The following is a 20,014-nucleotide window of genomic DNA, read 5'->3' as shown; positions in this document are numbered from 1 at the left end:
GGTCATGTCCACTGTCCCGCTGTGCCGGGAATGCCCCGGCGCCGCCCACGGTTCGAATTCTTCGTACGGACGTGGACACGAGACGGGAGCGACGATGAGTGACACCGGGGAAGCGAATCGGCCGGAGGGCCGCGACGCCATACGCGGCACGGCCCGGGGCGGCTCACCCGTACCGCTGTCGGTCCTGGACCTCGTGACGGTCGGCGCCGGCAGCACCGCCCACGCCTCCCTGCGCACCAGCGTCGACATCGCCCGGCTCGCGGAGTCCCGCGGCTACCACCGCCACTGGGTCGCCGAGCACCACTCCATGCCCGGGGTCGCCAGTTCCTCCCCGGCCGTGATCCTGGCCCACCTCGCCGCGCACACCTCCCGCATCCGGCTCGGCTCGGGCGGGGTCATGCTGCCCAACCACGCGCCGCTCGCGGTCGCCGAGCAGTTCGGCACCCTGGAGGCGCTCGCCCCGGGGCGGATCGACCTCGGCCTCGGCCGGGCCCCGGGCACCGACGGGCGCACGGCCATGGCGCTGCGCGGGTCCGGCCGCCTCGACGAGGCGGCCGGGGAGTTCCCCCGGCAGCTCGCGGAGCTCACCCGCTTCCTCGACGACGACTTCCCCGATGGGCACCCCTACGCCCGCGTGCACGCCGTACCGGGCCCGGTCCAGGGACCCGCGGGGCGGCCGCCCCTGTGGCTGCTCGGCTCCTCAGGCTTCAGCGCGCGCCTGGCCGGCGAGCTCGGCCTGCCCTTCGCCTACGCCCACCACTTCTCGGCGGCCGGCACCCTGCCCGCGCTCGACCTCTACCGCCAGAGCTTCCGCCCCTCGGCGGTCCTGGACGCCCCGTACGCCCTCATCGGCGTCTCCGCGCTGGCCGCCGACACCGGCGCCGAGGCCCGCGCCCAGGTGCTCACCGGCGCGCTGTCGATGCTGCGGCTGCGCAGCGGGCGGCCCGGACTGGTCCCGACGCCCGAGGAGGCCGCGGCGTACCCGTTCTCCCCGCTGGAGCGGGAGTTCACGCAAGGCTGGCTCGCGAACGTGGTCCACGGCACCCCCGACGAGGTGCGGGCCGGACTGGACGACCTGGCCCGGCGGACGGGCGCGGACGAGCTGATGCTGACCGCCAACGCCCACGGCGGCGCGGCCCGGCTGCGCTCCTACGGGCTCGTCGCAGATGCGTACGGGATGCCCGCGGAGGACTCCGCGCCGAGGTGACCGCAGGAGAACGGGGTTCGGCTGGTTTGTTGCCGAAACCTTGCGGGGGGATGGCCTAAGGCACCCTTAAACCGCTCGTCACCCGGGGTGGCGAGCGGTTTCTGATGTGCGCTCAGGTCTCTGACGAGCAGGTTTCGTTGCTCAGTGGTCTAGTCCTTCTTTGGTCCAGACCATTGACTGGGGTGCGGCGTGATCGCTATCTCTTCTCTCACCTGAAACTGTTGCTCCCCCCTCCCACCCCCCGGAGGCAGTTCATGCACATCCGTAAACCCCTCATCGCGGCCGCCGCCACGGCCGCGCTGGCAGCCGGGGCGCTCGCCTCCTTCGCGGGACTCGGTACCGCCCAGGCTGCCGACGCCGCGGCGGGCGCCGCGGCCGGCGGCGTCCGCATCGCCTACTACGACCAGTGGAGCGTGTACGGGAACGCCTTCTACCCCAAGCACCTGGACACGCGGGGGATAGCCGGCAAGCTGGACGTGATCAATTACTCGTTCGGCAACATCCACCCCACCGACCTCACTTGCTTCGAGGCGAACAAGGCGGCCGGCGACGACAACAACCCCAACGCCGGTGACGGCGCGGGCGACTCGTACGCCGACTACCAGAAGTCCTTCAGCGCGGCGGACAGCGTGGACGGCGTCGCCGACAAGTGGGACCAGCCGATCGTCGGCGTCTTCAACCAGTTCAAGGAACTGAAGGCCAAGTACCCCCACCTGAAGATCAACATTTCGCTGGGCGGCTGGACCTACTCCAAGTTCTTCCACGACGCGGCCAAGACCGACGCCTCCCGCAAGAAGCTCGTCGCCTCCTGCATCAAGCAGTACATCAAGGGCGACCTCCCGGTGGAGGGCGGCTACGGCGGCCCCGGCACCGCGGCCGGCATCTTCGACGGCATCGACATCGACTGGGAGTACCCCGGCTCCTCCGGCGGCCACCTGGGCAACCACTACGGCCCCGAGGACAAGCAGAACTTCACCCTGCTGCTGGCCGAGTTCCGCAAGCAGCTCGACGCCGAGGGCGCGGCCAACGGCGGCAAGAAGTACCTGCTGACCGCGGCGCTCCCGGCGGGCCAGGACAAGATCAAGTACATCGAGACGGACAAGATCGGCGCGTACCTCGACTACGCGAACATCATGACCTACGACATGCACGGCGCCTGGGACGGCGACGGGCCGACCTACCACCAGTCCCCGCTGCACCCCTCGGCCGCGGACCCGACCGACCCGATCGCCCCGGGCACCGAGAAGTACAGCATCGACAACGCCATCGACTCCTGGATCGACGGCAACCCGGCCTACGGCATCACCGGCGGCTTCCCCGCGAACAAGCTGACGCTGGGCTACGAGTTCTACTACCGCGGCTGGAAGGGCGTGCCGGCCGGCACCACCCACGGCCTCGCCCAGCCCGCCACCGGCGGTTCCGCCGCCCGGCCGCTCAGCCAGCAGGCGGGCATCGCGCACTACAAGGAGCTCGGCGGGATCGTCGACAACGCGGCGACGACCTTCTGGGACGACCAGTCCAAGTCCTCCTACTTCTACAAGGACGGCGAGTTCTTCACGGGCCTGAACCAGCGCTCGATCCAGGCCCGGGTCGACTACGGCAAGCAGCGCGGCCTGGCCGGCGCGATGATGTACTCGCTCCTCGGCCTGGACAGCAACGCCACGCTGCTGAACCAGATCTCGGACGCCCTCGGCGGCACCACCGTGCCCCCGACCACCCCGCCCACCACGCCTCCCACGACGCCGCCCACCACCCCGCCGACCACGCCGCCGACGACCCCGCCGACCACCGGTTGCGGCTCGACCCCGGCGTACGTGGCGGGCACCGTCTACACCGGCGGCAGCGAGGTCTCGCACAACGGCCGCAAGTACAAGGCCCAGTGGTGGACGCAGAACGAGACGCCGGGCACCACCGGTGAATGGGGTGTCTGGAAGGACCTCGGCGCCTGCTGATCCCCCCACCCCGCGCCGAGCGGCACCCCGCCCCGCCCCGGATTCCCGGTGCGGGGCGGCGGTGTGTCCCATGACCGTCCGGCCAGGTCCGCCCCGCTCCCGTGCCCCGCTCAGACCAGGGGGTGCGGGGCGGGCGCGTCGGGCAGTGCCGTGGCAGCCGCCACCTGGCGTTCGATCATCCGGGCGATGAGGTCGGGGGCGACCGCACGGGAGTAGAGCCAGCCCTGGCCGGTGTCGCAGCCGACGCGGCGCAGGCGGGCGGCCTGGCCGGCGGTCTCCACGCATTCCGCGGTCACCGTGAGGCCGAGCCGGTGCGCGAGCTGGACCAGGGCCTCGACGATCGTCTCGTCGGCCGGGTTCGGATGCGTGCCCTCGTCGTAGCGGAAGCCCCGGACGAAGGACCCGTCCAGCTTCAGCACCGACACCGGCAGCCGGCTGAGGTAGGCCAGGTTCGAGTAGCCGGTGCCGAAGTCGTCGATCGCGATGCGCACGCCCATGTCGCTGAGCGCCTGCAGGGCCTGCAGCGGCCGGCCCGCCGAGCCCATCACGGCCGACTCGGTCAGCTCCAGCTGGAGCAGCTGCGGGGCGAGGCCCGTCTCGGCCAGAATCTCCGCCACGTCGCCCACCAGGTCCGAGTCCCACACCTGGCGCACGGCCACGTTGACCGACACGAAGACGGGCGCGTCGCTGGGCTGCTCGATCTGCCAGCGCCGTGCCTGCCGGCAGGCGGTGCGCAGCACCCACTGCCCCAACTGCACGATCGAGCCGTCCTCCTCGGCGATGCCGATGAACCGATTCGGCGTCAGCGTGCCGAACTGCGGGTGCTTCCAGCGCACCAGGGCCTCCACCCCGCGCACCGCCCCGCTCTCCAGGTCCACCAAGGGCTGGTACTCCAGCTCGAACTCCCCGCGCTCCACGGCGGGGCGCAGCGTCGAGGACAGGGCCTGGCGCGTCATGCGGTGGGCGTTGCGCTCCGGGTCGAAGAGGGTCCAGCGGGCCTTGCCGTCGGCCTTGGCCCAGTACAGGGTCGTGTCGGCGGCCTGCATCAGCCCCGTCGCCGTCGTGCCCGCCGCCGCCCGTTCCACCACTCCGATCGACGCGGAGACCGACAGCCTCTGCCCGGCGAGGTCGAACGGCTCCTGAACGGCGGCCAGGACGCTGCGTGCCAGCTCCGCGAGCTGCTCGGTGCCGGTGGAGTCCTCGACCAGCAGGGCGAACTCGTCACCCCCGAGCCGTGCGACCAGGTGCCCGCTCGTGCGGCCGTATCCGGACTGGTCGGCGCACTGGGTCAGCCGGGCGGCGACGGCGGCCAGCAGCCGGTCGCCCACCCGGTGGCCGAGGGTGTCGTTGACCGCCTTGAACCCGTCGAGGTCCAGATAGCACAGCCCGATCCGGCCGGTCCCGCCGCCGTGTTCGTAGGAGGACGCCTCCAGTGCGGCGGAGAGCCGCTCGAAGAACAGCGCCCGGTTGGGCAGCCGGGTGACGGGGTCGTGCATCTGGAGGTGGCGCAGGCGTGCCTGGAGGTCCCGGCGGTCGCTGATGTCGGCGACGGACAGCAGGACGTCTCCGGAGCCCGGCACGGGCCCCAGGGTGACCTCGGTCCACAGCGAATGCCCGTCGGGGTGTTTGAGGCGGCGGGTGCAGCGCAGCCGGGCCTGCCGGCCGCGGAGCACCTCCTGGTACGCGGCCCAGGTGCGCGCCTCGGCCGCCAGGTCCACCAGGTCGGCGGCGCACCGGTGGACGAGCGCGTGCGGCTCGGTGCCCAGCAGCCCGGCGAAGGCGTCGTTGGCCGTGACCACGTACCCCTCGCGGTCGACGACGGCCATGGGGAGGTGGGCCGCGTTGAAGGCGGCCCGGTAGTCGTGCCGCTCGGTCTCGGCGCGCGCCGGAACTGCCGATGCCGACACTGCCGCGTGACGCTCCGTAATGGCCGATCGGATGCTGTCGGCCGCCGAACCGGTTCCTTCAGAGGTTCCGCTCACCGTTGGCTCCCGCAGTGCTCGTGAGTGTCCGCGCAGGAAAGTGTGCCGATCATAGAGGCTGCCGGGAGGCCCTATCCAGCGGCGTCGCCGCGCGGGGGGCGGGAGTTCGGCGTGATGACGCCGGGACAGGCGAGGTCCGGGCGATCGTTTCTGCGCGGCTGTGAGCGAGCGAGGGCCTCTGTTGATCCCGGGTGATCGGTCGTGACGTTCTGTAGGCAAACGGGTGAAGGTCGAGGGTCACCGGCTTGCCGGATTGCTCACTCGTGTGGGGCAGGGCAACAGGGCATTGGTACGACAAGCACCTCAAGGTGGATGAAACGGCACGAATCCACCACCGGAGGTCGATGTGACGCGACAGGTGACACCCGGGGGAGTGGACCGTCCCCGCCTCCGGAGCACGGCGGCGGCCCTCACCTCCCTGACGGCGCTCGCCGCCACGTCGCTCGTCGCGGGACCCGCGGTGGCCGATTCGGGTGCGGGCCCTTGCGCCCTGACCCGCACGGCCGCGCACCACTCGCTGGGCCTCGACACCTGGAACGGCGCCTATCCGAAGCCCGAGCGGACGCTCGACGCGGTCATGGTCTTCCTCTCCTTCCCCGACCACCGGCCGGCCCTCACCCCCGACGAGATCGCCGCCGACTACTTCCCCGCCACCAGCGACTTCTTCGAGCGGGCCTCGTACGGCCGGTTCCGCCTCGCCCCGCATCCGCAGAAGCAGTGGATCCGGATGCCCCGGCCGTCCACCGCGTACGGGATACAGCGCGATTGGGCCCCGGAGGACCGGGCGGCCTACCTGCGCGACGCGGTCGCGGTCGCCGACGCCCGGGTCGACTTCGCCGCGTACGACGTCGTCTACTTCGTCGCCGACCCGGACGCGCCCGGAGTGGACTCCGACGCCACGAAGGTCGTCAACTTCGACCGTCCCCTGCGCGCCGACGGCACGGATCTGCGGCGGATCGTCACCGTCTTCGAGCGGCACCCGCCGGACCGCAACGTGCTCGCCCACGAGACCGGCCACGTCTTCGACCTGCCCGACCTCTACCACCGGCCCACCGACGGCAAGGGCGACTGGGACACCTACGTCGGTGACTGGGACGTGATGGGCAGCCAGTTCGGCATGGCCCCCGACCTCTTCGCCTGGCACAAGTGGAAGCTGGGGTGGCTGGACGCCACCCAGGTGGACTGCGTGCAGTCCGGCTCCTCGCTGCACACCCTCCAGCCGCTGGCCGAGGCCCCGGTGCGGGGCCGGAGCGGAGGCACCCGGCTCGCCGTGGTCCGGACCGGCCCGGGCAGCGCCATCGCCGTCGAGGCGCGCGGCTCCGCCGGCAACGACGGCGACACCTGCACGGAAGGGGTCCTGGTCTACCGGGTGCGCAACGAAGCGGCGTCGGGCGGCGGGCCCATCGAGGTGCTGGACGCGCACCCGGCGACGGAGGCGTGCTGGGACCGCTCGGTCTACCCGCCGCTCGCGGACGCGCCGCTGGAGGTGGGCGAGACGTTCACCGTGCCGGGGGAGCGGATCACCATCGAGGTGGCCGACCGGACCAGGTCGGGCGCGTACACGGTGAAGATCACCACGTAGCGGGCCGCGCAGCCGGGCGCTTCCGGCGCTCGCCGCGCTTCCGGCCCTCCCGGAACGAAGAAGGCCCCCACTCCGAGGAGTGGGGGCCTTCTTCCGTCTGTGCGCCGCCAGGGACTCGAACCCCGGACCCGCTGATTAAGAGTCAGCTGCTCTAACCAACTGAGCTAGCGGCGCCTGCTGACGTCGTAGACATTACCAGGAGGTTCCGCGGAACTAAAAATCGATATCCGCAGCTCGGGCCGCGCGGACGTACGCCCACAGCAGGGCCTCGGGTCCCGGCAGCCAGGGCCTGGGCGCGTCAGGGGCGACCAGCCAGCGCGAGGGGCCCGGGGTGGCGGCCAGCGGCGGAACGGTGACGGCGTCGCCGGGCCCGTGGCACAGCGGCGCCGGGGCGCTGCGTCCTCCCCCCGCCCCCTCCGGCTGCGTCGGGGGGTCCCCCATCCAGGCCAGCAGGGCGGGAAGCCGGTGGGCGGTCCCGGGGGCCGCGAAGAGCAGCATCCGGCCCCGGTGCACCGCGACCGGGCCGCAGCCCGGGCCCTCGGCCCAGAGCAGGTCCAGCATCCGGCGGCCGAACACGGCGGGGACGTTGACGACGTCGAAGGCGTTCCCGCAGGGCAGTACCGCCGCCGCGGCGGGCCGGGCCTCCCAGGCGGCGAGGGTGCTGCGCGGGTGGGCGCAGGCGGAGACGAGCCAGGCGGCGCCCTGCGGGGTGACGTGGGTGGCGGGTGCGGTGCGCACCTCGGGGGCGGGGCGTCCGGGAGCCGCGGTCAGCGTCGTCATGCCCCAGGTCTACCCGCTGTGACGCATCCGTTCCGGCGGGTTACCGAAAATCAGGACATGGCGGGCACCACTGGGGTATGGTGCGCCGCGCATATGCCAGCCGCCCTGTCAGCCCGCTTCCGGGCCGGCGTCCCGCTGGAGCGACTCGCCGAACTCGATCATCTTGCGGGCGTAGTCCTCGGTCCACTCCGCCTGCTCCGCGATCAGCGCCGGCGACAGCCGGTCGAACCGCCGCGGATCCGCCAGCTGCGCCGCCGCCATCGCCTGGAACTCCACCGCCCGCTCCTGCGCGGCCCGGAAGGCCAGCGTCAGCTCGGTCGCCCGGGCCAGCAGCTCACGGGGGTCCTCGATCGACTCCAGGTCGAAGAAGTGCTCCGGGTCCGTCGCCGCCTCGGAGGGCTCGAAGAGCAGGGGCGCGGGCCGAAGCCGCCGCTCGGTCCGCTCGGGCTCTGCCATTCCTGTCCTCCTGCTGCGCGTGCTGTCCGGGCCACCGTCCATTGTCCAACGCCCCGCAAGAGCGCACCGAGGGGGCGGGGCGCCTCCCCCTCAGGGCCGCCAGGCCACCCGGTGCTCCGCCAGGTGCGCCAGGACCGCGTGATTGGCCTCCCAGCCGTCCGGGAACTTCACCGTCACCCCCAGCTGCACCGGTTCCGTCGAAGGGTGGTCGTCCAGCAGTTCGGCTATGCCCGCACGGGCCACCACCACGCAGGCGTGCCGGTGCCGGGACGCCAGCACGCACAGGCGGCCCGTCTCCAGGTGGAAGGCCGTCGCGTCGGGGCGGCCCGACAGGGGGTGCAGGATCACCGTGAGGTCGTACTCGCGCCCCTGGAGGCGGTTCGCGGTGTCCACCGTGACCCCGGTGACGCCGTGCACGGCCAGCGCCGCCCGGACCGCCGACGCCTGGTCGCGGTGCGCGGTGCCCACCGCCACCCGGTCCGCGGTCAGCGGAGTCGGCCCCGCCGCCTGCTCGTCCGAGGTCACCGCCCCGCGGTCCAGGGCGCGGCGGACCACCAGGGCCACCGCCGCCACCGCCTCCGGGTCGGTGCGCGGAGTGTGCCGCGCGGGCAGTTCCAGCAGGCCCCAGCCCGACTCGGCGGCCTCGTCCAGCACCCGGTCCGGGCCCGACCCGTCCGAGGGGACCCCGTAGGACAGCCGCCGCTCGCCCGGACCCGTACCGCTGCGGAACTGCGTGTACGGGTAGAACGCCCGGGAGACCAGCGGCGCGGCCGTCGCCGGGAGCCGCCACGACACCGGCAGCCTGTGCTGCGGCAGCTGCGGGTTGTGGGCCAGCAGGGTGCTGACCGCCGAGGCGGAGGGGTCGTAGGACAGGCCCGCCCACTGCTCCGCGCCCACCACGCTGAACGGGTCGAGCTGGCCCGGGTCGCCCACGAACAGCGCCCGCTCGAAGAGTCCGGCCACGGCCAGCAGCGCGTCGGACCGCATCTGGTACGCCTCGTCGACGATGGCGTGCTCCCAGGGCTCCGCGTCCTTCACGTACGCCCACTTCGCCGCCGTGGAGAGGGTGATCGGCAGCTCCGCGAGGTCCCCCGGCTTGGCGGAGAGCGTGACCGAGGGCAGCTCGCGCAGCGCGGGGTCGTACGCGTCGCCCTCACTGCTGTGCAGCCGGCCGACCTTCAGCCCCGGATCCTTCGCGGCGAGCCGCAGCACCAGGTCGTCGACCTGCGCGTTGGTCTGCGCCACCACCATCAGCCGACGGCCGGCCGCGGCCAGCTCCCGGGCCGCCCGCACCACGAGCGTGGACTTCCCCGCGCCGGGCGGGGAGTCCACGACCACGCCCCGCTCGGTCCCGTGCAGGGTGTCGCGCAGGATGGCGGCGGTGGCCTCGGCGGCCGCGGCCCCCGGGTCGAAGGAGTTCACAGCACGTCCTCGTCGGTCACGGCGTCGGGCAGCGCGGGGGCGGTCAGGTGTCCCGGCGGGCCGCCGTGGGTCCACGGCGTCCGCTCCGGTTCCGGCAGCTTCGGGCCGCCGCGGGCGTCGTGCTCGAAGAGCGTCCAGCACACCCGGTCGCCCTTCTCCGGCACGGAGCCCGGCTCCGGCTCCCGGCCGCGGCCCATCTTGTCCAGGATCCGCAGCACCAGCCGCCCGTCCACCTCGAAGCGGACGAACAGCGCGCTCTGCGGACGCCCGTCCAGCGAGCGGAAGACCTTCACACCGCCGCCGTCCGGAAGCTGCGGGCGGTCCTCGCTCGCCACCGTCACCAGCGGGCGCGGGCTCGGCCGCTTCGACTCCGTCCACTCCATCACCACGTCGGTGACCTCCCCGGCGAAGGCCTCGCCCGCGAGCCTGCGCCCCGCCATCACCAGCGGGTCGTCCAGCGCCTCCTGGGCGTCGAGCCGTACCTGCTCGGTCTCCCGGGTGGCCAGCTTCTGCGCCGCCGTGACCGCGTCGTCGCGGCGCGGCTGCGGCGGCTCGCCCGCCCGGACCCGGTCCCGGTGGCCGGTGTACGACCAGCGGTCGCGTGTCCAGCGCTCCTCGGCGCGCTCGCCGGGCGGCAGGGTGCGCAGCAGGTCGAGGGCCTCCCAGGTCATCCGCCAGGTGCTCGCCATCTGGTCCACGACCAGGCGGCGCACGGACCGCTCGGCGAGGCGCAGGTCCCCGTCGTCCTCCCCGGGGCCGGCCGACAGGGCCGTGCGCGCCGCGTCGTAGCGGGCGATCGCCGGGGCCAGCAGCTTGTTGTCGAAGGCCGGGTCGGTGGCGGGGCCGGCGGGCGGGCACAGCAGCTGGCCGTCCTTGTCGCGGCCCAGCTCCCTGTGGAGGGCCGCCTCGGCGCCGGAGGTGCCCCCGGGCGGGTCGATCCAGGCCAGCAGGGCGCCCAGGTGCTGGTCCTCCAGGGTGCTCTGGCCGCTCGCCCAGTGCCGCCCGAGCAGGTCCGTCGCCGACAGGAGCATCGATGAGCCCGGCACCCGGGCCCGCTCGCCGAGGTGGGTGAACCAGCGGCCGAGCAGCGGCACCTTCGGCGGGGCCGGGTACGGAGTGTCCGGATCCTCCTCGGCCGTCCGCCGGAACCGCATGGACCGGCCCAGCAGGCGCACGTACTCGATGCCCGCCCGGCTCGGCACGATCAGCTGCGGAGCGTCCCGGCACAGCTCGGCCTCGACCTTGACCTTCTTGCCCGTCTCGGGGTCGGTCTCGGTGCGCTCGGCCGGTTCGACGTCGTCCGCGTAGGCGTCGATGTGGGCCAGGACGTGCACCGCCAGGTCCGCGAGGAACGCCCAGCGCAGGGCCCGGTCGCGCGGCTGGGGTATCACGAAGACCCGCGGCTCGTTCCGGTCGGTGCCGACCATCGCGCCCAGCGGGGCGCCGGCCTCACCGGCCGTGGTCAGCGGCACGAGCACCATCGGGGTGTCCGACAGGTGGCGGTGGCGCACGGTCGCGAGCGGCTGGGCGCGGCCCGCGCGGACCGCCTCCAGCCGGGCCAGGGTGGTCAGCAGGGGCATGCGGGGGTCTCCCGGGCGGGGTGCGGCGGACGGGCGGCGGCCAGTTCCAGCGCCTCGGCGCGCAGCCGGGCCGCCCGGTGCAGCGCGGCGGCGGTCGGATCCTCGGCGCTGCCGGCGCCGTCGGCCGCCGCCAGGGCCTGCTCGACGGTGGTCAGCGCGCCCAGCTCACCGCGCACCGAGCGGCCGAGCGGGGTCACCTCGGCGGCGGCCCGGGCCCGGTCCCGGCAGTGGAAGGCCAGCTCGCAGGCGGCCAGGCACTCGGGCGCGTAGGAGGCGTCCACGGCGGCCACGGCTTCGGCCAGCTCCTCCGCCGTGCGCGCCGGGTCGAAGCTGAGGCCCTCCGGCAGGGCCGCGGCCAGCTCCTCCACCCGGGTCAGCCGCTCCAGCTGGCGCCGGGTCACGGACCGCTCGCGGCGGATGTCGACGGGCGAGGCGGTGGGCAGGTTGGAGAAGTCCTTGGGGCAGACCAGCAGCACGGTGTGCCCGACCTCGGCGCCGGCCAGCTTCCGCGCGGTGTTCTCCAGGGCCAGGACGTAGACGGCGGCCTGGCGGGCGGCGGCGCCCACCTTCGCGGCGTCGGCGGCCCCGTCGATCATCGGGAACGACTTGATCTCCACCACGGTCCAGCGGCCGTCGGGATGCACGACGACGGCGTCCGGCTCCAGGTAGGCCGGGGTGCCCGCGACCTCCAGGGCCAGCATCGGGTGGTCGAGCAGCGTCCACGCCCCGGTGTCGTGCCCGGCCGCCGTGGCCTCGCGTAGGGCGAGCGCGGTGCGGGCGGCGCGGCCCTCGGGCCCGGCGGCCGTCAGGTCCGGGACGAGGGCTCCCGCGCCGGGGGGTTCGGCCCCGGCACCGAGGTGCCCGTGGACCAGCCGGAGCAGCTCGGCCCCGCCGTCGGCCTTGACCTTGGCCTCGAAGGAGTTCCCGCGGACGATGGCGAACTGGGACTGCCCGAAGGGCGCGGGGGAGCCGAGGGCCGAGGCGAGGGCGGTCTTGTCCACACCGGCCCCGTCGAGCAGGGCGCGTCTGCCGCAGCCGGGGTTGGCGGCGAGAGCGGCCAGGGCCCGGGCGTCGAGCGGGCGGGGCGGCACGGCCGGGCCGCGCAGGCCGGCGAGCCGCTGCCGCAGGGTCGTCTGCGGAGCGCTGCGGGGCGGGTAGGAGCTCACCCGCGGAAGTGTCCCATCCGCCACTGACAATCGTGCACTTACGGCGGAAGAGGACTGGGGAACGGCTGGGAGGACGGCTGAGGACGGCCGGGGGGACGGCCGGGGGGACGGCGGAGGACCGCCGGGGACGGCCCGGGGAGGCCCGCCGGAGGAGGCGCGCCACCGCCGTGTTGGATGATGGACGGACGACGGAATCACCGTAAAACCGTACGAACATTTATGTATCGGGAGAACTCACATGGCCCCCCGCATCCTGCTGGCCCGCCACGGCCAGACGGCGTGGTCCCAGCTCGGCAAGCACACCGGACGCACGGACGTGCCCCTGCTGGAGGAGGGCAAGCGGGGCGCCCGACTGCTCGGCGAGCGGCTGGCGCGGGATCCGTGGAAGGCCCTGCCCGGCGTGCAGGTCCGCACCAGCCCGCTGGTCCGCGCGAGCGAGAGCTGCGACCTCGCGGGCTTCGGCGTCCGGGCGGAGCCCTGGGACGCGCTGATGGAGTGGGACTACGGGGACTACGAGGGCATGACCCCGGCCGAGATCCAGGCGGTCCGCCCCGGCTGGCTGATCTGGCGCGACGGCGTCCCGGGCGGGGAGTCCGTCGCCGACGTCGCGGCGCGCGCGGACGAGGTGGTCGCCTGGGCCCGCTCCGCCGAGCGGGACGTCCTGGTCTTCGCGCACGGGCACATCCTGCGGACGCTGGCCGCCCGCTGGCTCGGTTTCGAGGCGTCCTTCGGCGCCCGCATCCGCCTGGAGCCCACCTCGCTGTCGGTGCTCGGCTGGGCGTACGGGGCGCCCGCGCTGGAACGCTGGAACGACACCGGGCACCTGGACGCGTAGGCCCCCGCCGCGCGGACCGGGGCCCTCCCGGACGGGGTCGCCGGGTGGGATGTCCGACCGAAAAGGTGCGTGCAGTAAGGGAGTTGACACGCCCTGTGACTGCGAGGATGGGTCCATGACGATTACTTCCGTGGTGCTGCGGCGGCGCGTGGACGATCTCGGTCCGGCCCTGGACTTCTACGTACGGCTGACCGGGCAGCCGGCGACCCGGTTCCGGTTCGCCGGCCTGGACCTCGCGACCGTCGGACCGTTCCTGCTGTTCACCGGGCCCGACGCGCTCGCCGAGCGGTTCGCGGCGGTCGCGGCGACGCTCGCCGTGGCCGACCTCGACGCGGCGGTCCGGCACTGCGCGGCCTCCGGGGGCGAGGTGATCGCCGCTCCCGCCCCCACGCCCAACGGGCGCCGCGCGGTGGTCCGCCATCCCGAGGGCGGGGTCTACGAGTACCTCGGCGCCTGACCCCGCGGCCGGTCAGACGCCTGCGTGCCGCGCGAGGAAGTCGCCCACGCGCGCGGAGCGCTGGTGCGGGACCAGGGTGCGGGCCGTGTCGGAGAGCAGCGAGCGCACCCGCGTGGACTGCACCTCGGCCAGCAGGTCTAGCACCCGCCCGCCCGCCCACGCGGCTTCCTCCGGGGCTCCCGCGTGCGCCAGGTCTCCCGCCAGTTCGGCGGTGTAGAGGGCCACGTTCCGGGCGAAGTGCGGGTCCTGGAGGTCGGCGGCGCGGCGGGCGTGCCGGGCCGCGCGGGCGTGCTCGCCGAGCGTCGCCCAGCACCTGGCCTCCAGGGACTCCAGCTCGGCCTCGCCGAAGAAGGACATCCACTCGGGGTCCGCGCCCGCCGCGCCCCGGGAGAACTCCGTGTGGGCCCGGGCCAGCGCCTCCTCGCACGCCTTGCGGTCACCCAGCCCCGCCCAGCCGCCCGCCTCCCGCAGCGCCAGCAGCGCCAGCAGCCGCGGGGAACCGAGGGACCGGGCGGCGCCGCGGCCCGCCTGCGCCGCCCGTACCGCCTCGCGGGAGCGGCCGCAGTCCCGCGCCAGGAAGGACATGTTGCTGAACGCGTGCGCCTCCAGAGCGGTGTCTCCCGCCACCCGGGCCGTCGCCAGGGCCTCCGCGTAGTGCGAGCGGGCGTCGTCGAAGCGGCCCGAGTCGTGGGCGAGCCAGCCGACCGAGACGGCCAGTTCCCCGGCGCCCGCGTGCAGCCGGTCCTCCGTGGACTGCCGGGTGGCGCCCGCGTCGAGCAGGGCGTACGCGGCGCGCAGCGGGCCCGCGGCCCTGCGGTACAGAGCGTCGGCCCCGTGCCGGTCGTCCAGCAGTCTGATCTGGCGCACGGCGTCCTCGACGGCCGCGGCCTCGGTCTCGCCGGCGCGGGTGGGGAGCCGGCGGGTGTCGCCGAGCAGCGTGAGGCCGAGCGTCGCGGCCGCCACGGTCGCGGAGCCGCCCGCCATGAAAGCGCGACGCAGCACGTCGCTCTCCTTGGAAAGGGAACGGGAGGGGGACGGGGACGGGTACGGGTGGAGGTGGGGGGACGGGCAGGGGGTGGACGGGTCGCGCGGCGCCGAGCGGCCCCGGACGGTCTCGCGCGGTGAGAACCCCAGGTCCGCCAGGGTGCGGCCGGGAAACATGTGCAGGAAGACCCGCTCGTAGGCGTAGTTGGGGCAGCGGATCTCGCCGGACTCGACCCGGCCGATGTAGCGGGCGTCGCAGGAAACCGTTTCGCCGATCTCCTTCGCCGCCCGGCGCACCAGCGCCGCGAACTCGGCCGGGGAGTGCTGCCCGCGCAGCCGCCGGAACGTGGAGTTGGGTGAGTGGGGGGACGCCGCCATGGACGTGGCCTCTCTGGCAGGTAACGCAGCGCCGGTACGGGAGGGGGCGGAGATGTGGCCCGGCGCGCATGAACGTACCGCCAGGACCGGCCCGTTCACGCGATGTTTGTTTACAAAACGGATATCTCACCCGCGATCTGCCATGAACTGCCATCCTTTGCAGCGTCTTGCCGCCGCACCCGTTGACGTTCCCCCGCGTTGAACCCATGCGGAGTGGGAGGCGACTGACCGCTCCCGGCTCGTACGCGGATCGAGGAGGGGTTCCCTTGGTGGAGGCCGGCATGGAGAGCACTGGAACGAACACCGCGCCAGAGCCCGGTGCGATCGCGACCGCCACCGTGACGGCGACCGTGACCGCGACCGTGATCGTGCGGGCGGCCGGGGACGCGGCGGTGATCGGGGCGGACGCCCCGGACCTGGTGACCGTGCCCACCCGGCAGGGGCTCGAGGCGGTGGACATCATCCGCCGCGCCGGCCGGCCCGGCGGGGTGGGGCCCGTCCTGCACGACGGATCGGGCGACACCCTCGGCTTCCTCGTCCCGCCCGGCACCGCCGACGCCTGGGACATGCCGGGCAGCGCGTGTACGCAGACCAACGGGCGCGGCATGCGCTTCGGCGACGCCGCCGCGCCCGCCGCCGGGACCACCGGCTGGCTGCTGCCGCCCGAAGCCGTCGAGCCGGTCACCGACCCCGCGGTGCTGCGCGAGGCGCTGGGGGAGGCGGCCCGGCTGATCGAGGCCGCCGACAACTGCCGCTGACCGGCCACAATGGGGTGGTGGCAGGCAGAGACAGAGGCAAGGCCCGGAACAAGGGCGCACAGCAGCGCGGGCGCGGCGGCGCGGAGCCGGTCGTCGGGCAGGTGGCCGGCGGGCGGGCCGAGCTGGCGCCCGACCGCGAGCGCGCGGACGCCTGGACCCTGCTGATCGACGGCGCCCCCCAGTCGCACGTCGACCTGGCCGACCCCGGGTACCTGGACTTCTCGTACCAGCGGCGGATCGGCCACCTGATCGACCTCGCCGCGCCGGCCCGGCAGCCGCTGAACGTGGTGCACCTGGGCGGCGGCGCCTTCACCCTCGCCCGTTACACCGCCGCCTCCCGCCCCCGCTCCACCCAGCAGGTCGTGGAGATCGACGCCCCGCTGGTGGCGTTCGTACGGGAACACCTGCCGCTGGACCCGCAGGCGCGGATCCGGGTCCGCGCGGTGGACGCCCGGGCGGGCCTGGCCAAGGTGCCCGACGGCTGGGCGGACCTGGTGATCGCGGACGTGTTCAGCGGTGCGCGCACCCCGGCGCACCTGACCAGCACCGAGTTCCTCGACGACGTACGCCGCGCCCTCGCGCCCACCGGGTGGTACGTGGCCAACCTCGCGGACGGTCCGCCGCTGGCCCACCTGCGCGGTCAGATCGCGACGGCCGCGACCCGGTTCAGCCGGCTGGCGCTCGCCGCCGATCCCGTGGTGTGGCGGGGCAGGCGCTTCGGCAACGCGGTGCTGGTGGCCTCGGACCGCGACCTGCCCGTCGCCGAGTTCACCCGACGGGTCGCGAGCGACCCGCATCCGGGCCGGGTGGAGCACGGGCGGGCCCTGGCGGACTTCACGGGCGGGGCCGCGCCGGTGGCGGACGCCTCGGCGGTGGCCTCGCCGCAGCCGCCGCCGTCCGTCTTCGACTAGTGCCGGGCGCCGCGACGCGGTGAACCGTTCCGGTCACAGCACGGGCGGCTGCCCGAGCCGCCGACCTTGCGAAGGGGTCTCCCGACAATCGGTCCTGATGCGTAGTGTGTTGATCCCTAGGAGGCGCGCTCCTCCTACGACGTGCTCAGGAGACGGCCAACGATGTCTGATTCCCACGCTGCAACCCCGGGTTCTCCTTCGCCCAGCACCGCCACGTCCGACTACACGCGCAGGCTCGCCCGCCTCGAGCAGTCGGGGATCAAGCGTCTGCTGCCCACGCAGACCCCCTACCGGTGGAACCTGCGCCGGCTGCGGCTCGGCCGGGTGCTCGACATCGGCTGCGGCCTGGGTCGGAACCTGATCAACTGCGGTCCCCAGAGCGTCGGGGTGGACCACAACCCGCACTCGGTGCAGACCTGCCGCGAGCGCGGGCTGACCGCCTACACCCCCGACCAGCTGGCCCAGGCCCCGGACTGCGGCCCCAGCTCCTTCGACAGCCTGCTGGCCTCGCACGTGCTGGAGCACGTCGACGAGGAGACCGCGGCCGCGCTGCTGGAGCAGTACCTTCCGCTCGTGAAGCCGGGCGGCAAGCTCGTCCTCATCACCCCGCAGGAGGTCGGCTTCCGCTCCGACGCCACCCACATCCGCTGGGTCGGCTTCGAGGAACTGCGCGCGGCGGCGGCCCGGGCCGGGGTCGCGGTGCGGCACACGTACTCGTTCCCCTTCCCCCGCCCGATGGGCAAGGTCTTCCCGTACAACGAGTTCGTCCTGGTGGGCAGCGTTCCGGGGGCCGGGCGCTAGGCCCTGTCGTCGAACTGGCGCCTGGCGGCGCTACTTTGACGACAGGACCCAGTGGCTGCGACCGGGGCGCGGCAGGCGGTCCCTCAGGGGTCGACCGTCTCCACGCGCGGCGGGTGGTCGTGCCAGGTGCAGAAGACCGACACCTCGCGGCCGTCCCGGGTGAAGGTGACCCGGATCCAGTAGTCCTGCTTCCACACCTGCATCCGCCAGCCGGCGGCCGGGGTCGCGGACACCAGCTCGGCCGAAGTGGCACCGAGGTCGAACACCACCCGGCCGCCCGACACCGGGTAGGCCCTCACACTGCCCCCGCGCGGTGACGCCTTCGGCGCGGGCTTGCCGGAGGCGGCCCCGGCGGCCGGCGGCGGGCCGGCCGGCGACGAAGACGCCGACGGCTGCGGGTCCGCCGAGGAGGCGGGGGTGGACGGGGCGGCCTCCGGCGACGGGGGCCGGGAGTCGTGCGTCGAGGACGACAGCGGCTGCGTGGCCAGCGGCACCGCCAGCGGGCGGTCGTAGGCCGTGCCGGACATGACGGTGTGCACGCCCCACCACGACAGCGTCACCGCCGCTCCGGTCGCCAGCGTCCAAGCCATGGCATGTACAAGACCTCGCTGCATCGAGGGACATACTGCACCACCCGTCACAGACGCGGCCCGCCACCTCCCCGGGTCGCCCGAATGGACTACGGTGCGGGCCATGGCAAGTGTGCTCGTGGTCGAGGACGACCAGTTCGTACGTTCCGCCCTGATCCGGCACCTGACCGAGGCCTCGCACACCGTGCGCAGCGTCGGCACCGCCCTGGAGGCGCTGCGCGAGGTCGCCCACCACCGGTTCGACCTGGTCATCCTCGACCTCGGGCTGCCCGACCTCGACGGGTCCGAAGCACTCAAGATGCTGCGCGGCATCACCGACGTGCCGGTGATCATCGCGACCGCGCGCGACGACGAGGCGGAGATCGTCCGGCTGCTCAACGACGGCGCCGACGACTACCTGACCAAACCGTTCTCCGTCGAGCACCTCTCGGCCCGGATGGCGGCCGTCCTGCGCCGGGCCCGCGCCGCCGCCGGGGCCGAACCGCCCTCGCGCGTGCTGCGCGTCGGCGGGCTGGCCATCGACCCGCTGCGCCGGCAGGCCGAGCTCGACGGGACGGTGCTGGACCTCACCCGCCGGGAGTTCGACCTGCTGGCCTTCCTCGCCGGGCGGCCCGGGGTGGTCGTGGCCCGGCGCGAGCTGCTCGCCGAGGTCTGGCAGCAGTCGTACGGGGACGACCAGACCATCGACGTCCACCTCTCCTGGCTGCGCCGCAAGCTCGGTGAGACCGCCGCCCGACCGCGCTACCTGCACACGCTGCGCGGCGTCGGGGTCAAGCTGGAGCCGCCGACGTGAGGTGGGCCCTGGTCAAGGTGTGCCTCGCGGTCACCGCCATGGTGGTCGTGGCGTTCGCGGTGCCGCTGGGGCTGGTGGTGCGGGAGATGGCCAGCGACCGCGCCTTCTCCAACGCCGAGCGGCAGGCAGCCACCATCGGGCCGACCCTGTCCATCACCACCGACCCCGTCCAGCTGCGCAGGGCCGTGGAGTCCACGCAGATGGGCGCGGCCCGGCGGATGGCCGTGCACGTGCCCGCGATCGGGGACAGCCCGCCGGTGGACGTCGGCACGGGCCGGGCGGGTGCGCACGCCGTCGCGGAGACCCGGCGGATCGGCCGGGCCACGACGGCCTCGGTGCCCGGCGGGGGGTCGGCGCTGCTCCAGCCGACCGCGCTCGGATCCGGTGACATCGCGGTGGTGGAGGTGTTCGTACCGGAGAGCGAGGTCAGCAACGGCGTCACCACCGCCTGGCTGATCCTCGCGGGCGTGGGAGCGGCGCTGGTCGTGGGCTCGGTCGCGGTCGCCGACCGGCTCGGCGCCCGGCTGGTCCGGCCGGCCGAGCGGCTGGCGGACGCGGCGCACCAGCTGGGCGAGGGCCGGCTCGGGGCGCGGGTGCCGGAGGACGGTCCGAAAGAACTCCGCTCGGCGGCGGCCGCCTTCAACGCGATGGCCGACCAGGTGGTGGAACTCCTCGCGAACGAACGCGAGCTGGCCGCGGACCTCTCCCACCGCCTGCGCACGCCGCTGACGGTGCTGCGGCTCAACACCGCCTCGCTCGGCGAGGGCCCGGCCGCCGAACAGACCCGCGAGGCCGTGGAGCAGCTGGAGCGGGAGGTCGACACCATCATCCGTACGGCCCGCGAGCAGCGCCCGCCCGCCGCGGCGGGTGCCGGAGCCGGATGCGACGCCTCCGAGGTCATCCGCGACCGGATGGCCTTCTGGTCGGCGCTGGCCGAGGACGAGGGCCGCGAGGTGCGGCTCGCGGGTGTGGACCGTACGGTACGGATCCCCGTGGCCCGGCCCGAACTCGCCGCCGCCCTCGACGCCATGCTCGGCAACGTCTTCCGGCACACCCCCGAGGGCACTCCCTTCGCGGTGGACGTGCACGACGCCTCGGACGCGGTCATCGTGCTCGTCTCGGACGCCGGCCCGGGCATCGCCGACCCGGACGCCGCACTGCGGCGCGGCAACGACGGCGGGCGCGACGGCTCGACCGGCCTCGGCCTGGACATCGTGCGCCGGGTCGCGGAGTCGACCGGCGGGGACGTGCGGCTGGGGCGCTCGGTGCTCGGCGGGACCGAGGTACGGGTCTGGATCGGCCTGGACGGCCGGACCCGGGGCGGCTCCGGCGGGGCGCGGACGCGGCACGGCCGGCGCAAGAGGCGCAGCAACTGACGTA

General features: G+C 74.2%; 17 protein-coding genes, 1 tRNA gene and 1 pseudogene. 10 read left to right on the top strand and 9 right to left on the bottom strand.

What is annotated here, in order from left to right; genetic code table 11:
- Window positions 1–94: 94 nt before the first annotated feature.
- Together AC07FY_RS29415 and AC07FY_RS29410 are read left to right on the top strand one after the other, a co-directional pair.
- On the top strand, window positions 95–1,207 hold the full coding sequence (locus AC07FY_RS29415) for an LLM class flavin-dependent oxidoreductase (RefSeq protein WP_479012248.1): 1,113 nt from the start codon (window positions 95–97) through the stop codon (window positions 1,205–1,207).
- Between the two features lie 254 nt (window positions 1,208–1,461).
- Window positions 1,462–3,159, top strand: a complete 1,698-nt coding sequence (locus AC07FY_RS29410) for a glycosyl hydrolase family 18 protein (protein WP_479012245.1) — start codon at window positions 1,462–1,464, stop codon at window positions 3,157–3,159.
- 110 nt (window positions 3,160–3,269) lie between these two features.
- Here the strand turns inward: AC07FY_RS29410 and AC07FY_RS29405 are convergent, their stop codons facing one another.
- On the bottom strand, window positions 3,270–5,177 hold the full coding sequence (locus tag AC07FY_RS29405; protein ID WP_479012279.1) for a putative bifunctional diguanylate cyclase/phosphodiesterase: 1,908 nt from the start codon (window positions 5,175–5,177) through the stop codon (window positions 3,270–3,272).
- 310 nt (window positions 5,178–5,487) lie between these two features.
- On the opposite strand from AC07FY_RS29405, the gene AC07FY_RS29400 reads away from it, so the two are divergent.
- Window positions 5,488–6,723 (top strand): M6 family metalloprotease domain-containing protein, encoded by a 1,236-nt coding sequence (locus tag AC07FY_RS29400; RefSeq protein ID WP_479012243.1) that lies wholly within the window; start codon window positions 5,488–5,490, stop codon window positions 6,721–6,723.
- A gap of 100 nt (window positions 6,724–6,823) precedes the next feature.
- Here the strand turns inward: AC07FY_RS29400 and AC07FY_RS29395 are convergent.
- From AC07FY_RS29395 to AC07FY_RS29370, 6 genes and pseudogenes are all read right to left on the bottom strand, one after another.
- Window positions 6,824–6,897: transfer RNA gene (locus AC07FY_RS29395), tRNA-Lys, on the bottom strand.
- Window positions 6,888–7,503 (bottom strand): annotated as a pseudogene (locus AC07FY_RS29390) (bifunctional DNA primase/polymerase). The gene AC07FY_RS29395 and the pseudogene AC07FY_RS29390 overlap by 10 nt, the downstream one beginning before the upstream one ends.
- A gap of 108 nt (window positions 7,504–7,611) precedes the next feature.
- On the bottom strand, window positions 7,612–7,959 hold the full coding sequence (locus tag AC07FY_RS29385; RefSeq protein WP_479012240.1) for a hypothetical protein: 348 nt from the start codon (window positions 7,957–7,959) through the stop codon (window positions 7,612–7,614).
- A gap of 90 nt (window positions 7,960–8,049) precedes the next feature.
- Window positions 8,050–9,381 carry an AAA domain-containing protein gene (locus AC07FY_RS29380; protein WP_479012237.1) on the bottom strand — a complete coding sequence of 444 codons (1,332 nt, stop codon included), beginning with the start codon at window positions 9,379–9,381 and terminating at the stop codon, window positions 8,050–8,052.
- On the bottom strand, window positions 9,378–10,961 hold the full coding sequence (locus tag AC07FY_RS29375) for a hypothetical protein (protein WP_479012235.1): 1,584 nt from the start codon (window positions 10,959–10,961) through the stop codon (window positions 9,378–9,380). The genes AC07FY_RS29380 and AC07FY_RS29375 overlap by 4 nt, the downstream gene beginning before the upstream one ends.
- A complete protein-coding gene (locus AC07FY_RS29370; RefSeq protein WP_479012232.1) occupies window positions 10,949–12,127 on the bottom strand; it encodes a hypothetical protein in 1,179 nt (392 codons plus the stop codon). Before AC07FY_RS29370 ends, AC07FY_RS29375 begins: the two co-directional genes overlap by 13 nt.
- Window positions 12,128–12,365: 238 nt before the next feature.
- Here AC07FY_RS29370 and AC07FY_RS29365 point away from each other — a divergent pair, with 238 nt between their 5' ends.
- Window positions 12,366–12,962: a histidine phosphatase family protein gene (locus tag AC07FY_RS29365; RefSeq protein ID WP_479012230.1), complete on the top strand. Its 597-nt coding sequence runs from the start codon at window positions 12,366–12,368 to the stop codon at window positions 12,960–12,962.
- A gap of 115 nt (window positions 12,963–13,077) precedes the next feature.
- The gene (locus AC07FY_RS29360; RefSeq protein ID WP_479012227.1) at window positions 13,078–13,419 is read left to right on the top strand and encodes a VOC family protein; all 342 of its coding nucleotides are present in this window, start codon (window positions 13,078–13,080) and stop codon (window positions 13,417–13,419) included.
- Window positions 13,420–13,431: 12 nt separating this feature from the next.
- Here the strand turns inward: AC07FY_RS29360 and AC07FY_RS29355 are convergent, their stop codons facing one another.
- The gene (locus AC07FY_RS29355) at window positions 13,432–14,781 is read right to left on the bottom strand and encodes a tetratricopeptide repeat protein (protein ID WP_479012224.1); all 1,350 of its coding nucleotides are present in this window, start codon (window positions 14,779–14,781) and stop codon (window positions 13,432–13,434) included.
- Window positions 14,782–15,062: 281 nt separating this feature from the next.
- Between AC07FY_RS29355 and AC07FY_RS29350 the strand changes: the two genes are divergently transcribed.
- The 3 genes from AC07FY_RS29350 to AC07FY_RS29340 all read left to right on the top strand — a co-directional run bounded on the left by AC07FY_RS29350 (window position 15,063) and on the right by AC07FY_RS29340 (window position 17,251).
- On the top strand, window positions 15,063–15,539 hold the full coding sequence (locus AC07FY_RS29350; protein ID WP_479012221.1) for a hypothetical protein: 477 nt from the start codon (window positions 15,063–15,065) through the stop codon (window positions 15,537–15,539).
- A 17-nt stretch (window positions 15,540–15,556) separates the two neighbouring features.
- On the top strand, window positions 15,557–16,450 hold the full coding sequence (locus AC07FY_RS29345; protein ID WP_479012218.1) for a spermidine synthase: 894 nt from the start codon (window positions 15,557–15,559) through the stop codon (window positions 16,448–16,450).
- Between the two features lie 162 nt (window positions 16,451–16,612).
- The gene (locus AC07FY_RS29340; RefSeq protein ID WP_479012215.1) at window positions 16,613–17,251 is read left to right on the top strand and encodes a class I SAM-dependent methyltransferase; all 639 of its coding nucleotides are present in this window, start codon (window positions 16,613–16,615) and stop codon (window positions 17,249–17,251) included.
- A gap of 83 nt (window positions 17,252–17,334) precedes the next feature.
- Here AC07FY_RS29340 and AC07FY_RS29335 read toward each other — a convergent pair whose 3' ends face one another.
- Entirely contained in the window at window positions 17,335–17,865 is a 531-nt protein-coding gene (locus AC07FY_RS29335; RefSeq protein ID WP_479012212.1) for a hypothetical protein, read from the bottom strand.
- A 79-nt stretch (window positions 17,866–17,944) separates the two neighbouring features.
- Here AC07FY_RS29335 and AC07FY_RS29330 point away from each other — a divergent pair, with 79 nt between their 5' ends.
- Both AC07FY_RS29330 and AC07FY_RS29325 read left to right on the top strand, forming a co-directional pair.
- A complete protein-coding gene (locus AC07FY_RS29330; RefSeq protein WP_479012209.1) occupies window positions 17,945–18,634 on the top strand; it encodes a response regulator transcription factor in 690 nt (229 codons plus the stop codon).
- Window positions 18,631–20,010 (top strand): sensor histidine kinase, encoded by a 1,380-nt coding sequence (locus AC07FY_RS29325; protein WP_479012206.1) that lies wholly within the window; start codon window positions 18,631–18,633, stop codon window positions 20,008–20,010. The genes AC07FY_RS29330 and AC07FY_RS29325 overlap by 4 nt, the downstream gene beginning before the upstream one ends.
- Window positions 20,011–20,014 lie beyond the last annotated feature (4 nt).

The sequence above is a fragment of the Streptomyces sp. NPDC045967 genome, assembly GCF_056430495.1.
The sequence above is the reverse complement of the archived record's forward strand: the minus strand, read 5'-3'. Positions and strand labels throughout refer to the sequence as shown.

Excerpts from the sequence above, each read along its gene's own strand:
- AC07FY_RS29415 (WP_479012248.1), top strand. The coding sequence starts at position 95 with ATGAGTGACACCGGGGAAGCGAATCGGCCGGAGGGCCGCGACGCCATA.
- AC07FY_RS29410 (WP_479012245.1), top strand. The coding sequence starts at position 1,462 with ATGCACATCCGTAAACCCCTCATCGCGGCCGCCGCCACGGCCGCGCTG.
- AC07FY_RS29385 (WP_479012240.1), bottom strand. The coding sequence starts at position 7,959 with ATGGCAGAGCCCGAGCGGACCGAGCGGCGGCTTCGGCCCGCGCCCCTG.
- AC07FY_RS29375 (WP_479012235.1), bottom strand. The coding sequence starts at position 10,961 with ATGCCCCTGCTGACCACCCTGGCCCGGCTGGAGGCGGTCCGCGCGGGC.
- AC07FY_RS29365 (WP_479012230.1), top strand. The coding sequence starts at position 12,366 with ATGGCCCCCCGCATCCTGCTGGCCCGCCACGGCCAGACGGCGTGGTCC.
- AC07FY_RS29360 (WP_479012227.1), top strand. The coding sequence starts at position 13,078 with ATGACGATTACTTCCGTGGTGCTGCGGCGGCGCGTGGACGATCTCGGT.
- AC07FY_RS29355 (WP_479012224.1), bottom strand. The coding sequence starts at position 14,781 with ATGGCGGCGTCCCCCCACTCACCCAACTCCACGTTCCGGCGGCTGCGC.
- AC07FY_RS29350 (WP_479012221.1), top strand. The coding sequence starts at position 15,063 with ATGGAGAGCACTGGAACGAACACCGCGCCAGAGCCCGGTGCGATCGCG.
- AC07FY_RS29340 (WP_479012215.1), top strand. The coding sequence starts at position 16,613 with ATGTCTGATTCCCACGCTGCAACCCCGGGTTCTCCTTCGCCCAGCACC.
- AC07FY_RS29335 (WP_479012212.1), bottom strand. The coding sequence starts at position 17,865 with ATGCAGCGAGGTCTTGTACATGCCATGGCTTGGACGCTGGCGACCGGA.
- AC07FY_RS29330 (WP_479012209.1), top strand. The coding sequence starts at position 17,945 with ATGGCAAGTGTGCTCGTGGTCGAGGACGACCAGTTCGTACGTTCCGCC.